Source organism: Xanthomonas hortorum pv. pelargonii (assembly GCF_024499015.1).
GTDB lineage: Bacteria > Pseudomonadota > Gammaproteobacteria > Xanthomonadales > Xanthomonadaceae > Xanthomonas > Xanthomonas hortorum_B.
Window position 1 is genome coordinate 438,573 of sequence record NZ_CP098604.1, and the last position, 14,583, is coordinate 453,155.

A 14,583-nucleotide genomic window follows, 5' to 3' on the forward strand; every position below is an offset into this window, starting at 1 on the left:
AGATCTCATGCGTACCACCTTCAAGCCGTTGTTGCTGGCCCTCTCGATCGCTGCCGGAACCGCCATGACCGCCCATGCTCAACCTGCGTCGAGTTACACCATTCCCAACGACGGCACCTTGCTCAATGTGTCGGCCGAAGCAGAAGCCAAGCGCGTGCCGGACATCGCCACGCTGTCTGCCGGCGTGGTCACCCAGGCTGCCGACGGCAACGCCGCCATGCGCCAGAACGCCGAGCAGATGAACAAGGTGCTGGCCGCCGTCAAGGCCGCCGGCATCGCCGACAAGGATGTGCAGACCAGCGGCATCAACCTCAGCCCGCAGTACACCTACAAAGAAAACGAAGCGCCCAAGATCAACGGCTACCAGGCCAGCAACACGGTCAACCTCAAGGTCCGCGACATCACCCGCCTGGGCAAGGTGCTCGACGCCCTGGTCGCCCAGGGCGCCAACGACATCAACGGCCCCAGCTTCTCGATCGACCAGCCCGAGCCGGTCTACGACGAAGCACGCGTGGCCGCACTGAAGAAGGCCCAGGCCCGCGCCGACACCTACGCCAAGTCGCTCGGCCTGAAGGTGCGCCGCATCGTCAGCATCTCCGAAGGCCGCAGCGGTGGCGGCGTGCGCCCGATGATGATGGCCGCCTCGATGCGCTCGGCCAAGGTCGAGATGGACACCCCGGTCGCACCGGGCGAAAGCACGCTGTCGATCAACCTGGATGTGACGTTCGAATTGGGGCGTTGACCGGATCGAAACCGAGCGTGATCTGGTTTTTCTGACTGCCCTCTCCTGAGGGCAGTTTTTTTTTGGGAAAACCGAAAATTCTGCTGCCTCGCCTTGCCGTGTCACCTGCAACGGCCTGTCGTCGTACGCGAGTCTGCCGCACCAGCCAAGCAGCCCGAATCGATACGCCCGGAGTCAATCAGCGAGCCATCGCCGGCGCTGCGAAATCACTTGTGTCCACACAAAGGTCGCGGTAAACCTACGTCACCGGATGGTGGTGTGCGTCCGGGTCGCGCTGGTCCGTTCCGCAGTTCCGTTGAGGAGGTGGATGATGGTTCTCACGCAATCGAAGGTTTCTTCCCGATCCACAGGCATCGACAGCTCGCGCGTTCTGGCGATGAGTACGGCCGTGGCGTTGCATTTACTGGCCGGCGGGCTGTTGCTGATTCCGCTCTCGTACCGGGCGATTCCGCAGCAGCCTACGCCCAAAGAGCGTTGGGTCATGCCGATGACGGTCCCAACGCCACCCGCCCCGCCAGCGGTGTTCCCAATCGAAGTGAAGTTCAAGCCACAGGCGACGCAGACACCGCCGACCACCGTGCCGGTGCAGGTACAGGTGCAAACACCAGTGGTGAATCAGGCACCGTTGGTGGACAGCGCAGCGCTTGCCTTGCCCGCTGTCTCCGACGCGATAGCTGACAGCGCTCCGGCCATTGCCGCACCCAGCGGCCCGGTCGAGGCAGGCCAACTGCAGTATCTGAGCTCACCGGCGCCGGGTTACCCGGTGGCCGCATTGCGTGCCGGGCAGCAAGGCACGGTGCTGCTGCGCGTGTTGGTCGGTACCGATGGGCGCCCGGCCGAAGTGAGCGTCCAGACCAGCAGCGGCCATCGCGCACTCGATCTGGCTGCACGTAGCCAGGTGCTGCGCAGTTGGCGTTTCCAGCCGGCGATGCAGAATGGCCAGGCCGTGCAGGCATATGGCCTGGTGCCGGTGAGTTTTTCGTTGAATTGAGTGGTACTCGGGTGCGGCGACTCGGGCTTCGAGTCGCCGCATTCAAGCAGTGCGCCGCATCAGACCGGCATGGAAGCGCTCTTGGAGCAGGTGCTCGTGCAATGGATTTCCAATTGTCGGGCACAGCCTCCTGACGAGGGCTCGCGATGCAATATCAGCAGCACACACGATCCATTGCAGCGTTGACCGGCTGGTCACCACGACAGGCAACAGCACCGGCTATTGGCACACCGCAAAATCTTGGTCACCACTCACGCGCGGTGATACGGATGATTGGCCAACATCGCCGCAGCGCGATACAGCTGCTCGGCGACGATCAGGCGCACCAGCATGTGCGGCAGGGTCAACGGGCCGATCGACCAGCTCTCGCTGGCTGTTTTCAGCACATCGGCGGAGTGACCTTCGGGGCCGCCGATCAGGAATGCCAGATCGCGACCCTGCCCGCGCCAGTGCTCCATGCGTTGGGCGAGCTGCTCCGAACTGAGCGGGCGACCCGGGATATCGAGCGCCACCACGTAGGCGTTCTTGGGCAGCGCGGCGAGCACGCGGCGGCCTTCGTCGTCGGTGGCGCGTTGCGCGTCGCGGCCCTTGCCGCGCAGGCCGGGTTCGATCTCGACCAGCTCCAGCGGCATCCAGTGCGAAAGACGTTTCTGATATTCGGCAAAGCCCTGCGCCACCCAGGCCGGTGCGCGCTCGCCGGTAGCGATGAGTCGGCATTTCATCACGACATGATATCCGCGTCACAGCCCGGGCATCGGAACCACGTCGATCACAGCGGTGTCATGGTGCGGTTACAGCGGGCATCTAGCGTCGGCGCACTACCCAGCCAGCAGGAGTCGTTCGATGCCGATTTTCGATCCCGCCCGCCGCCAGGTGCTCAAGGGCAGCGCAGCCGTCATGGCCGCCGGTGCGCTTGGCAGCTTGAGCGCGCTGCAATCGCGCCAGGCCCAGGCCGCCACCAGCACCTCCCCACCGTTGCAGCTGGCACCCGTACCCAGCCGCTATGGCCCGCTCGCCCCGGTCGCCGACCAGAGCACCGGGCTGCCGCTGCTGCAGCTGCCGCGCGGTTTCAGCTACCGCTCGTTCGGCTGGAGCGGCGATCGCATGGACGATGGCCAGCCCTGCCCCGACCGTCATGACGGCATGGCCGTGGTCGGCCTGCGTCGGCCCGACTGGCGCCCCGGCAGCGACCCGCTGCGCGGTCTGGAATATGTGCTGATCCGCAACCACGAGCGCGGCGCTACCACGCCGTTCCGCGCACCAGCGATGTACGACACCGGCATCGTCAGCGGCACCCAACTGGCCGGTGGCGGCACCACCACCTTGAGCTACGGTCGCCGCGGTTGGGGCAGCCTGGAGCCGAGCCTGGGCGGCACGCTGGTCAACTGCGCCGGTGGCCCCACGCCGTGGGGCACGTGGCTGAGCTGCGAAGAGATCAAGACCAATGCGGTCTCCAGCACAGGCCGCAAGCACGGCTACGTGTTCGAGGTAGACCCGGACAGCCAGCGCACCACCGGCCGCCCGCTGGTCGGGCTGGGCCGCTTCAGCCATGAAGCGGTGGCGATCGATCCGCGCACCGGCATCGTCTATCTCACCGAAGACGACCGCAACAAGGCCGGCCTGTATCGCTTCATCCCAAACGACCGTCGCGGCCGCAATGGCTCACTGGAAAATGGCGGCCGGCTGCAGGCCGCACGCGTGCGTGGGCGGCGCAATGCCGACCTCACCGTCGCCAGCATCGGCCAGCAGTTCCAGCTGGAATGGGTGGATATTTCCGAGCCCGATCTGGATGGCATCGCCGCACCGGCCGGCTTTCCCGATATCGGCGCCAACGACACCCTGAGCGGGCCGTGTGCGCAGGCCTGGGCCGACGGCGCGCTGCGCATGAGCCGTGGCGAAGGCATCTGGTACAGCTACGGCAAACTGTTCATCGTCGACAACAGCACCGGCGTGGATGCACAGGGCCGGCGCGGTTACGGCAACGGCGCGGTATGGGTGCTGGATCTGTTTACGCAACGCTTGAGCGCACTGTTCGTCAGCGGCAACCAGCTGGCCGCGCACAACCCGGACAACGTCACCGTCAGCGCACGCGGTGGCGTGGTGCTGTGCGAAGACGGCGGGGAGAGTCCGGACGAATACGGTCCCGGCGCGCGCCTGCTCGGGCTCACCCGTGGCGGCGAATCGTTCTATCTGGCCAAGAACAATGTGCAGCTGACGTCGCAACAGATCGCCGATGCCGGCAAGACCATTGCCGAAGGCGATTACCGCGGCACCGAGTTCTGCGGCGCGTGCTGGGATCCATTGGCGCGCACTTTGTTCGTCAACATCCAGACGCCGGGGATTACGTTGGCGATCACCGGGCCGTGGGAGCGCGGGCCGTTGTGAGCCTGCTGTCGTGGGCCTGCAATTGGGAGCCTGCCTGTTGTAGGCCGGTTTTTATAAGCCGGCATATATAAGAAATTAGCCCAGGCCACCGCAGCCGAACGGACAAGCAGCCGTTCGGCAGTGGCATCGACCCAGCAGCCGGCACAGTGCCGTGCATGCACTCGTCTCATCTGCACAACGGGCAGCGTCTCCGACCGAGACTGCGCACAGCACGCGCGCTCACCAGCAGTGGCGTGGGTGCAACCTGAAAACCACGCTCAGTCCCGTGATCAGAACCAGGGCGCGTCTTGCGCGCTCGACATGGCGCGCTGCAGCTTCAGCCAGCGCTTGAGCGATTGCGGGTCGGCCAGTTCGCGCAGGCCCTGGCGCGCTTCCATCAGATCGTCTTCGACGTCGCGCTTGAGTTGGGCCATCAATTTACCCAGTCGCTCGGGCTTGAGCCGCGACGGCAGGTCCAGAGCATATTCTGCGCAAAAGTTCTCCGACTGCTCCTGCACCTGCTGTTGCAACTCCTTGCACTGCCGGTCCAGTTCGCGGTTGTAATCCTGCAGCCGCGCCGCGCTCATCGCATCCACCCCTTGCGCATCCAGCAGACCGATCTCGGCCTGCAGTTCGAGCAGGCCGAGCAGATCGCCGGCCTTGTAAGCCGCATTGAGCCGTTGCATCAGGATGGTGCGCGAGGCGTGGTCGTCGGGGTCCTTGGCGCGGTCCGGATGCAGATTGCCGGCCAGCTTGCGGTACAACTCGCGCAACGGTGGCGGCTCGGCATTCCCGGCAACCGCTTTCTTCTCGGCACGCTTGCGGCGCTGGGTGTTGCGCTGTTGTTGTTGCGCGTGTTCCTGCTCGAGCCGCTCGCTGACACGGTCGAAGAGTTCTTCGGGCGATTCGATTCCGTCCAGTTCGTCGGCATCCAGCCCATAGGCATGGCCGAGAATCTGCTTCATCAGCGCATCGGATTCGGAGACTTCCTGGTCGTAGCCGACGGCGCTATGGCGATCGTAGATCGGCCGCAGCACTTCATGTCCCGATTCGATCAGCGGGCCGGCGATATCGCACAGCAACTCCGACAGAAATTCGCGATCGGCCTTGCCCAACTTGACCGTGGCATGCGCGCGATCGAGTTCCTCGACCAGCGCCACATCGGCAGCGCGCCGATGATCGAGCAAGGGCTGCAGTTCGGTGTGATAGCGCTCGCGCCAACGCGTGAGCGCTGTTTGCCAGGCCTGCAGTTCGTTGCGATGACGCTCCAGATCGCGCAGCAAGCGGTCGAAGCGTTTGCGCGCCGGCGACAACGGCTGCGCGGCGGCCTGCGCCGGCTGGCTGCGCAGTTGCTGCAGCGCCGGCGAGGCAGGTGTCTCTGTCTGGGCTTGGGATTTTCTGGCCATACCGTGGGTCAGTTATTCCTCGGGATCGGCATCCACATCGTCCGGACGCTGGTCGCCTACAGTCCACAGGCGCTCCAACGCGTAGAACTCGCGCACGCGCGGCAGCATCACGTGCACCACCACATCGCCCAGGTCGACCAGCACCCATTCGGCTTCGCGCTCGCCTTCCACGCCCAGCGGCATCACGTCCAGACGCTTGGCGAACTTGACCACTTCTTCGGCGATCGACTTGACGTGGCGGGTCGAGGTGCCCGAGGCGACCACCATGTAATCGCAGACGCTGGACTTGCCACGCACATCGATTTCGACCACGTCCTTGGCTTTCAGCTCCTCCACGGCCTCGCGCACGGTGGCCAACAGGGCCGGCACGGACGGCGGCGGGTTCGGAATGGAGGTCTTGATGACTTGGGCTTGGGTGGTCAAAGCGGGCAACTCGATGGAATTAGTGTGAATTATAGGCCGGTCCGGCCGGATGCGTGTTCAGCTAGACGGCTGCACGCTGCCGTAAAGGCATTCGCGCGCGATAAACGCTGCCACCGACGGCGGAACCAGCACCTGCCAGTCGCCGCCGGTGGCGATGCGCGAACGCACCGCGCTGGCCGATTCGCCACGCAGCGATTGATGCAACCGCCATAGGCGGCCGGCCGGGGCGGCGCCCAGTTCGCTGGCGCTGGCAGCCCATCTGCCCTGCACTGCCTGGGCAAGCTGCGGCATATCGGCCAGATCCAGCGGGACGCCTGGACGCTCGGCAACGACGAAATGCGCCAGCTCGAACAGCGCCTCCCACCGATGCCAGTTGCTCAGACCGACAAAGGCATCGGCGCCCAGCAACCAGGCGATCGGCGTCGCAGGGCCGAGTTCGTCGCGCAGTTCGCGCAAGGTGTCGACGGTGTAGGACGGTGCGCCGCCCTGGCTGGCGCGGCGCAGTTCGCGGGTGTCGAGCACCAGCCCGGGCGTGTCGGCGAGCGCCAGTTCCAGCATGCGTGCGCGCTGCGCGGCAGTGGCGCCGGGTGCGGTGCGATGCGGCGGGTCTGCGGCTGGCACCAGATGCACGCGCGCGCCCAGTTCATCGCGCGCGGCGCGGGCGATGGCGAGGTGGCCCAGATGGATCGGGTCGAAGGTGCCGCCGTAGTAGAGGTGGAGCCGGGAATCGGGAATCGGGATTGGGGAATGGAAAGAGCGAGGGTTCGGCGCGGTGGGAGCGCCGCTGATGGAGGCGACCACTTGCGCGGCCTGGCCGGGTGTTGCGCTGTGTCCGGAGGCCGATCGCGCGTCGCTGTTGGCGGAGGCATGGGCTCCGGTGGCAGCATCGCCGGCCGTCACGCCAGCAATCTCACCGCACGCGCTTCGGCCACTGCCACCAGCAGGCGTTCCAGGCCGACCCAGGCGTCGCCGTCGGCGCGGCCTTTGGCCATGCGATCGACCAGCCCGGCTTCGGCGACGAAGCGTTCCCAGCGGCGCGGTTCGGGGTGCCGTTGCAGCGCGCGCTTGAACGGGGCCTGGCGCGATTCCCACAGGCCTTGCGCCTTCATTTCAGCAGCGAGGTTGCCGCCGTTGGCCTGCACTTTCGCCAGCGATGCGGTGCGCAGCAGCTCCTTGATCAGGATCGGCATCAGCGCGGCCACCGCTTCACCCTCGGCGCGCAAGCCGGCGAGCATGCGGATCACCGCAGCCGGCTGCCCGGAGAAGGTGGTTTCGGCCAGGCGGAACACGTCGTAGCGGGCGGCATCGGCGACCAGTGACTCCATCGCCTCCAGGTCCAGCACCTTGCCGTCGGCCAGTAGTACCAGCTTGTCGATTTCCTGCGCGGCGGCGAGCAGATTGCCTTCCACCCGCTCGCTGAGGCGCTGCACCGCGGCAGCGTCCGCACGCAGGCCGTGGCTGCGCAGGCGGCGCTCGATCCAGTCGGACAATTCGTGCGGCTTGATCGCCCAGGCCACCGAGATGGTGCCGATGCGGCCGACCGCATCGGCCCACTTGCCCTGGTGCGCCTTGCTCCAGTCGTTGGCGGTGATCAGCAGCACCACGTCCGGCGGCGGATTGGCGCAGAAGCGGGTGATGACATCGGCACCGTCCTTACCTGGCTTGCCGCTAGGCAGGCGTATTTCCACCAGCCGGCGCGGACTGAACAGGCTAGGCGCGTTGAAGGTCGCATCCAGCTGGTTCCAGTCGAACTCGCGGCCATCGGCGTCGAAGACTTCGCGTTCGCTAATGCCTTCGGCGCGCGCTCGGGCGCGCACCGCATCGGCCGCCTCCAGCACGCGCAGCGTCTCGGGGCCGGCGATCAGATAGACCGGCTGCAACGGCTGGTTGGACTGGCCGGCAAGCTGCTCGGGGCGGAGTTCCATGACTGCGAAAGCGCGCGACGCTTAGTTGTTCGACGCAGGCGGCAACGAGGCCGGCACGCTCGACTCAGGCGTGGTCGGCTGCACTGGCGGCGTGGGAGCCTGCGGCAGCGGCGCGGTCGGCGTGCTTTCCAGCGTCTCGCCACGCTGCACGCGTGCGCGCACCACGCTGTCGATGCGACGCAGGATCGAGGCCGACATGTCCTTGCGCAATTCGTCGGCGAGGATCTCGCGCTCGGTCGCGGTACCGGTGGCATCCACCGGCGGCGACACGTAGTCGCGCGAGAGCTCGATCACCTGCTGCGGCACCAGCACCGCGCCATTGGCGGTGGTGACGGTGAAGATGGCGGCGTAGCGCAGGCTGTATTCCTGCGCACGGCCCTGGCTGTCGATGGCGATCGGCAGATCGCCCCAGCGCTCGGACAACACCTGCACCTGCGCAAAGCCGGTCTTGGCGTCTTCGTCGGCCAGGGTGGCGCCGGCGGCCTTGAGGCCACGCCGCAGCAACTTGGCCAGCTCGCTGTACTGCACTGCAGACTGCACCTTGACCGCTGGCGTGTCCGGCGGCAACGCCAGCGAATTGCGCAGATGGAAGCCGCAGGCGGTGAGGCTCGAGACGAGCACGAGGGACGCAGCGAAGGCAATAGGAAATCGAATCATGGGCACAGTCTGGATGAGCGCCCCGGCGGCGGCAACAGGCGGCTAGCCTGACCGACACCGCGTGAATGGGGCTTGAGAGCGCCGCAGAAAACCTGCGGCGGCCGGTAATGACAAACGCGTCGCCACGCGCCAGTGAAATGAATCGACAAGAACGACCGCAGCGCCCTTAGCCTGCGCCAGTGCAGGAATTACCTGAAACCGCCGCATCAACCTAACCTACGCGCCGCCACGCCGATCCGGCGAACTACCCGGAACGGCGCCTGCGACCCGACCAATCAGAACCCATCACCCCGCCACGATGTTCACGATCTTGCCGGGCACGATGATGATCTTGCGCACGCTCATCCCTTCCAGGAACTTAGCCGCGTTCGGCTCGGCCTGCGCCAGCGCTTCGAGTTGCTCGCGCCCGGCATCGGCAGCCACCTCGATGGTGCCGCGCAACTTGCCGTTGATCTGCACCGCCAGGGTCAGCGCGTCGCGTACCAGCGCGGCGGCATCGACCTGCGGAAACGCCACATCTTCCAGCAACGTTTCGCCACGGCCAAGCACCTGCCACAGCGCGTGGCTGGCATGCGGGGTGATCGGGTTGAGCAGCAGCACCATCGCTTCCAGCGCTTCCTGACGCACTGCCCTGCCCTGGTCGCTGGCGTCGTCGAACTTGGCCAGCGCGTTGGAGAGCTCCATCACCGCCGCAATGGCGGTATTGAAGCTGTGGCGGCGGCCGTAGTCGTCGCTGACCTTGCCGATGGTTTCGTGGGTCTTGCGGCGGATCGCCTTCTGCTCGGCGCTCAGGCTGGCGACATCCAATGCAGCGGCAGCGCCCTCGCCCACATGCTTGTGCACCTGCACCCACAGCCGGCGCATGAAGCGCGCCATGCCATCGACGCCGGCCTCGTTCCATTCCAGCGACTGCTCCGGCGGGGCGGCGAACATCGAGAACAGGCGCACCGTGTCGGCGCCGTACTTGGCCACCATCGACTGCGGGTCCACGCCGTTGTTCTTGGACTTGGACATCTTCTCGGTGCCGCCGATGTGCACCGGCTGGCCATCGGCGATCAGCACCGCGCCGGTGACGCGGCCGCGCTCATCGCGCTGGATCTCGACATCGGCCGGATTGATCCAGTCCTTGCCGCCGTTGTCGGCATCGCGATAGAAGGTGTCGGCGATGACCATGCCCTGGGTCAGCAGGTTGGTCACCGGCTCGTCGCTGTCCACCAGCCGCGCGTCGCGCATGAGCTTGTGATAGAAGCGGAAATACATCAGGTGCAGGATCGCGTGCTCGATGCCGCCCACGTACAGGTCGGCCGGCATCCAGTAGTTGGCGCGGCGGTCGACCATGTCGCGTGCGTTGGGGCTGGTGTAGCGCGCCACGTACCAGCTCGACTCCATGAAGGTGTCGAAGGTGTCGGTCTCGCGCTCGGCCGGGCCGCCGCACTCCGGGCAGGTGGTCTGGCGCCAGGTGGGGTCGGTCTTGATCGGCGAACCGGTACCGGCAAACTCCACGTTTTCCGGCAGCACCACCGGCAGCTGGTCTTCCGGCACCGGCACCGCGCCGCACTTGGCGCAATAGATCACCGGAATCGGGCAGCCCCAGTAGCGCTGGCGGCTCACGCCCCAGTCGCGTAGGCGGTAATTGACCCGGCGCTGGCCCTGGCCCTTGCGCTCGAAGCGCTCGGCCAGCGCTTCGAAGGCGCCGCCGAAATCCAGCCCGTCGAATTCGGCCGAATTGATCAGCTCCAGTTCGCGGCTCTTGTCGGTGTACCAGTCGCGCCACTGGGTGGCGTCCCAGGTCTGCTCGTCTTCATTGCGCGGCTCGCGCAGCTTGACCACCTGCACGATCGGCAAGGCGTACTTGTTGGCGAATTCGAAATCGCGCTGGTCGTGGCCGGGTACGGCCATCACCGCGCCGGTGCCGTAGCCCATCAGCACGAAGTTGGCCACCCACACCGGCACCTGCTCGCCGCTGATCGGATGTACTGCGGTCAGGCCGGTGGCCATGCCGCGTTTTTCCTGGGTTTCCAGTTCGGCTTCGGAGACGCCGCCGTGCTTGAGCGTTTCCAGCAGCGCGGCCAGTTCCGGATTGGATTTGGCCGCATGCAACGCCAGCGGATGCTCGGCGGCGATCGACACGAAGGTCACGCCCATCAGCGTGTCCGGGCGGGTGGTGAACACGCGCAGCGGATCCAGCGGCGCGCCATCGGTATCGCGCACGTCGAACTGGATCTCCAGCCCTTCCGAGCGGCCGATCCAGTTGCGCTGCATGGTCTTGACCGAATCCGGCCAGCCGTCCAGCTGATCCAGGCCGTCGAGCAGCTCTTGCGCGTAATCGGTGATGCGCAGGAACCACTGCGGAATCTCGCGTTTTTCCACCAATGCGCCGGAGCGCCAGCCGCGGCCGTCGATCACCTGCTCGTTGGCCAGCACGGTCTGGTCGATCGGGTCCCAGTTCACCACCGCGTTGCGACGGTAGGCCAGGCCCTTGCGCATCAGCCGGGTGAACATGCGCTGCTCGTGCACGTAATAGTCCGGCGAGCAGGTGGCGAACTCGCGCGACCAGTCGATGGCGTAGCCCAGCGACTTGAGCTGCCCGCGCATGTGCTCGATGTTGGCGTAGGTCCACTTGGCCGGCGCGGTCTTGTTCTTGATCGCGGCGTTTTCCGCCGGCAACCCGAACGCATCCCAGCCCATCGGCTGCATCACGTTGTGGCCGGTCATGCGCTTGTAGCGGCTGACCACATCGGAAATGGTGTAGTTGCGCACATGGCCCATATGCAGCGCACCGGACGGGTACGGCAGCATCGACAGGCAATAGAACTTCGGTTTGTCCGAGTTCTCATCGACCTGAAAGGCGCGGGTGGCATCCCAGAACTGCTGGGCGGAGGTTTCGACCTGCTGCGGGTCGTAGACGTTCGGTTCGACGGTGGACATTGGGAGCGGATGCTCGGGCGGTGCAAAGCGGCACAGGGTACCGCAGTGCAGCAGGCGCTCCAAACGCGCGCCTCAGAAGGCGGGTTTGGCCGGCCAGCTCCAGCCGGCAACCGCCAGCCAGCCTACCCAGGCCAGGAACGCCACACGCTGGGCGATTGCCTGGCGCAGTAACCCCGGCGGCCCGAATGCCAGCACCGCCACCAGCAGCCCGGCGCCCAGACTCAGCCACGCCAACGCGCGGGTATCGGACTGGTTGAGCAGCGCGGCGGCGATCAACAGCATGGCCGGCACGAACGCCACCGCCCACAGCAGCCAAGCGGTGGCGTGGGCCTGGCTGGCGCGGCCATCCAGGTCGGTGGGATCCAGCGGCAGCAGGCCCATGCCCAGGAACGCCAAACCTGCCAGCACGATCAACTGCCCGCCCACGCGCAGGCTCCAGCCGGATTTTGCCGGCATGCGCGCCAGCAGACTGATGCCGGTGGCCATGCCCAACCCACCCACCAGCGCGAACGCCAGCAGATTGAAGCCCAGCGCGTGCGGAACGCCCTCTGCGCCCAATAACGCCACCGGGTGGCTGGCCTGCAGATAGCCGGGCAATGCCAGCCCGAAGCCGGCCACCGCCAGCACGAACACGGTTGCCGCGATCAGGCCCAGGTAGCGCTGCGTGCCATCGATGCTCGCCATTGTCTTGCTCCAACGCGGGGCGCAGGTTGCGCCGCCATGACGCGGCATTGTGGTGCCGGGGGCGGGTGGCGTGAACCCCTTACCTGATATCGGCAGGCCTGATATCGGCCGCCCCGAGTGCTGGCGGTTTGGTTGTCGCCGGCCTCGGCCAGCCTTGTCATGACCGGCCTGACGATCACCGACCATGGTCCGGTAGGCCCGATCCCGGCCAGCCTTGTGTCGGCCGGGTTTGCCACCATTACGTCCCACTGTTGCCGTCATCTTTTCAGGAAGCCCATGTCCGACAAGCCGCACGTATTCGATGCCACCACCGACACCTTCGAGACCGAGGTCCTGCAGAAATCGTTGACGACACCGGTACTGGTGGATTTCTGGGCCACCTGGTGCGGCCCGTGCAAGTCGCTGACGCCGATCCTGGAAAAGCTCGCCGCCGACTACAACGGTGCGTTCGAGCTGGCCAAGGTCGATGTGGACAAGGAACAGCAGATCGCCGCCGCGTTCCAGATCCGCTCGGTGCCGACGGTCTTCCTGGTCAAGGGCGGCGAGCTGGTGGATGGTTTCCCCGGCGCGATGCCGGAAGGCCAGATCCGTGAATTCCTGACCCAGCATGGTGTGTTGCCGGCCGAGGCGCAGGTGGTCGAAGAACTCCCGCCGGTGCCGCTCGACCCGCAGGACCAGGCCGCCGCGCTGCGCGAGGCGATCGCCGCCGAGCCGGACAAGGACGAGTTGAAGCTTGACCTGGCGCTGGCACTGCTCAAGACCGGCGACACCGCCGAGGCCGAGCAGCTGATCGACGCCCTGCCCGCCAACCTGGCCACCGACGACCGCGCGGTGCGTGCCAAGGCGCGGCTGAGCTTTGCCAACGTCCTGAAAGACGCGCCGGATGCGGACGCGCTGCAGGCCGCCGTGGCCGCCAACGGCGCCGACCTGCGTGCGCGCCACTTGCTCGGCGTGCGCCATCTGCTCGACGGCAATGATGAAGCTGCGCTGGAGCAGTTTCTGGAAATGCTGCGGCAGGACCGCACCTTCGACGACAACCTGCCGCGTCGCAGCCTGATTGATGCATTCCGCGTGATCGAGGACGAAGATCTGGTTGGCCGCTATCGCCGCAAGATGTCGTCGTTGGTGTTCTGACAGCCGATGGCGCTGCGGCGTCACATGGACACGTAGGAGCGGACCCGGCCGCGACGAGGCGTTACCCGCCAGTCGCCGATAAGGTGTTCCCGGGTAGCGCGCCGTCTCGGCCAGGTCCGCTCCTACGAAGGGTGCCCCGCAACGGCGGGCCCCTTGCCCGGGTGTGCACCAAGCAGCCGGCACACCGCGCGACTGCTCGGCCGGCGATGACGCGCCGTCTGGATCGGCTCGCAGCACGGACACGACCACTTCAATGTCGACCTGCGGCATGCCTCCATACGCATGCGAATGTTATGCTGCGCATCTGCCTTTGCCATGGAACCTGGTCCGCATGCGCGCTTCACTGTTCAAGCTCGGCATCAACCTGTGGCCGCCGTATCTGTTCGCCGGCATCCACGTCACCGTGCTGTCGGCCGATTACCGCTATGCACGCGTGGAGCTGCGCCAGCGCCCGTGGAATCGCAACTACGTCGGCACCCATTTCGGCGGCAGCCTGTTCGCAATGACCGACCCGTTCTGGATGCTGCTGACCATGCAGAACCTGGGGCGCGACTACTACGTCTGGGACAAGGCCGGCAGCATCGAGTTCATCAAACCCGGGCGCGGCACGGTGAGCGCGGATTTCGTCATCGACGACAGCATGCTCGCCGAAGTGCGCCAGGCCACGGCCAGCGGCGAAAAACATTTGCGCTGGTTCGAAAACGACGTGCACAACCGTGCGGGCGAGGTGGTCGCGCGGGTGCGCAAGCAGTTGTACGTCAAGCGCAAACCGGCACGCTGAAGCGCGCATCCACCGCATCACTGGCTGGCGCAAACACACGTACCGGTTCCAGGCGCGTCCGCGCGATGTGATCGTGGCGTGCGTAACACCGTCATCCCCGCGCGCACGCTCACGAGCTGTTGCGCGCTGCCTGCAGATTCTGAGGGCTCTCAACCCACATGGACTGCCTGCATGAAAGCGATCAACGTCATCACCCTGGTGCTTCTTATCATCGGCGGCATCAACTGGGGCCTGGTCGGCCTGTTCCAGTTCGATCTGGTCGCCACGCTGTTTGGCGGGCAGGACGCGCTGCTGTCGCGTGTGGTTTACACGCTGGTCGGCGTCTCTGCGTTGTGGCAGCTGGTCCCGCTGTTCCGCAACGACCACAGCGCGACCGATCACCACACCAGCCCGCACGTGCGTAATTCGTAAGCGTGCACCACCCGGCATGCAGCGTTGAGATGCCGCTGTATGCCCGCAACTTTCACTCCGCATTGCAGTAGGCAATCGATCGATGACACGACGCCGGCACACTCGCCGGCGTCGTGCTATGTGGCGCACGCGCTTTG

At 66.1% G+C, this 14,583-nt stretch carries 14 protein-coding genes; 6 read left to right on the forward strand and 8 right to left on the reverse strand.

Going from position 1 to position 14,583, the window contains the following annotated elements; all coding sequences use genetic code 11:
* Positions 1–7: 7 nt before the first annotated feature.
* Positions 8–742, forward strand: coding sequence for an SIMPL domain-containing protein (locus NDY25_RS01945; protein WP_006449949.1), 735 nt, complete (start codon positions 8–10; stop codon positions 740–742).
* Between the two features lie 307 nt (positions 743–1,049).
* On the forward strand, positions 1,050–1,733 hold the full coding sequence (locus NDY25_RS01950) for an energy transducer TonB (protein ID WP_168957764.1): 684 nt from the start codon (positions 1,050–1,052) through the stop codon (positions 1,731–1,733).
* A 251-nt stretch (positions 1,734–1,984) separates the two neighbouring features.
* Here NDY25_RS01950 and rlmH read toward each other — a convergent pair whose 3' ends face one another.
* Complete coding sequence (gene rlmH, locus NDY25_RS01955; protein WP_168957765.1) at positions 1,985–2,455, reverse strand: 23S rRNA (pseudouridine(1915)-N(3))-methyltransferase RlmH; 471 nt, start codon at positions 2,453–2,455, stop codon at positions 1,985–1,987.
* A gap of 121 nt (positions 2,456–2,576) precedes the next feature.
* On the opposite strand from rlmH, the gene NDY25_RS01960 reads away from it, so the two are divergent.
* Positions 2,577–4,118, forward strand: coding sequence for an alkaline phosphatase PhoX (locus NDY25_RS01960; RefSeq protein WP_168957766.1), 1,542 nt, complete (start codon positions 2,577–2,579; stop codon positions 4,116–4,118).
* A gap of 269 nt (positions 4,119–4,387) precedes the next feature.
* Here NDY25_RS01960 and NDY25_RS01965 read toward each other — a convergent pair whose 3' ends face one another.
* The 7 genes from NDY25_RS01965 to NDY25_RS01995 all read right to left on the reverse strand — a co-directional run bounded on the left by NDY25_RS01965 (position 4,388) and on the right by NDY25_RS01995 (position 12,120).
* Positions 4,388–5,503: a J domain-containing protein gene (locus NDY25_RS01965; protein WP_168957767.1), complete on the reverse strand. Its 1,116-nt coding sequence runs from the start codon at positions 5,501–5,503 to the stop codon at positions 4,388–4,390.
* Between the two features lie 12 nt (positions 5,504–5,515).
* Positions 5,516–5,926 (reverse strand): ribosome silencing factor, encoded by a 411-nt coding sequence (gene rsfS, locus NDY25_RS01970; protein ID WP_006449944.1) that lies wholly within the window; start codon positions 5,924–5,926, stop codon positions 5,516–5,518.
* Between the two features lie 57 nt (positions 5,927–5,983).
* Complete coding sequence (gene nadD / locus NDY25_RS01975; protein WP_256627962.1) at positions 5,984–6,715, reverse strand: nicotinate-nucleotide adenylyltransferase; 732 nt, start codon at positions 6,713–6,715, stop codon at positions 5,984–5,986.
* 107 nt (positions 6,716–6,822) lie between these two features.
* Entirely contained in the window at positions 6,823–7,851 is a 1,029-nt protein-coding gene (holA, locus tag NDY25_RS01980; RefSeq protein ID WP_168957768.1) for a DNA polymerase III subunit delta, read from the reverse strand.
* 21 nt (positions 7,852–7,872) lie between these two features.
* Positions 7,873–8,508, reverse strand: a complete 636-nt coding sequence (locus NDY25_RS01985; RefSeq protein ID WP_168957769.1) for an LPS-assembly lipoprotein LptE — start codon at positions 8,506–8,508, stop codon at positions 7,873–7,875.
* Positions 8,509–8,793: 285 nt separating this feature from the next.
* Entirely contained in the window at positions 8,794–11,436 is a 2,643-nt protein-coding gene (gene leuS / locus NDY25_RS01990) for a leucine--tRNA ligase (RefSeq protein WP_168957770.1), read from the reverse strand.
* A gap of 72 nt (positions 11,437–11,508) precedes the next feature.
* Entirely contained in the window at positions 11,509–12,120 is a 612-nt protein-coding gene (locus NDY25_RS01995) for a DUF998 domain-containing protein (protein WP_168957771.1), read from the reverse strand.
* 276 nt (positions 12,121–12,396) lie between these two features.
* On the opposite strand from NDY25_RS01995, the gene trxA reads away from it, so the two are divergent.
* The 3 genes from trxA to NDY25_RS02010 all read left to right on the forward strand — a co-directional run bounded on the left by trxA (position 12,397) and on the right by NDY25_RS02010 (position 14,446).
* Entirely contained in the window at positions 12,397–13,254 is an 858-nt protein-coding gene (gene trxA / locus NDY25_RS02000; protein ID WP_168957772.1) for a thioredoxin, read from the forward strand.
* 331 nt (positions 13,255–13,585) lie between these two features.
* On the forward strand, positions 13,586–14,035 hold the full coding sequence (locus NDY25_RS02005) for a DUF4442 domain-containing protein (protein ID WP_104549671.1): 450 nt from the start codon (positions 13,586–13,588) through the stop codon (positions 14,033–14,035).
* Positions 14,036–14,206: 171 nt separating this feature from the next.
* Positions 14,207–14,446, forward strand: a complete 240-nt coding sequence (locus NDY25_RS02010) for a DUF378 domain-containing protein (RefSeq protein ID WP_168957773.1) — start codon at positions 14,207–14,209, stop codon at positions 14,444–14,446.
* Positions 14,447–14,583 lie beyond the last annotated feature (137 nt).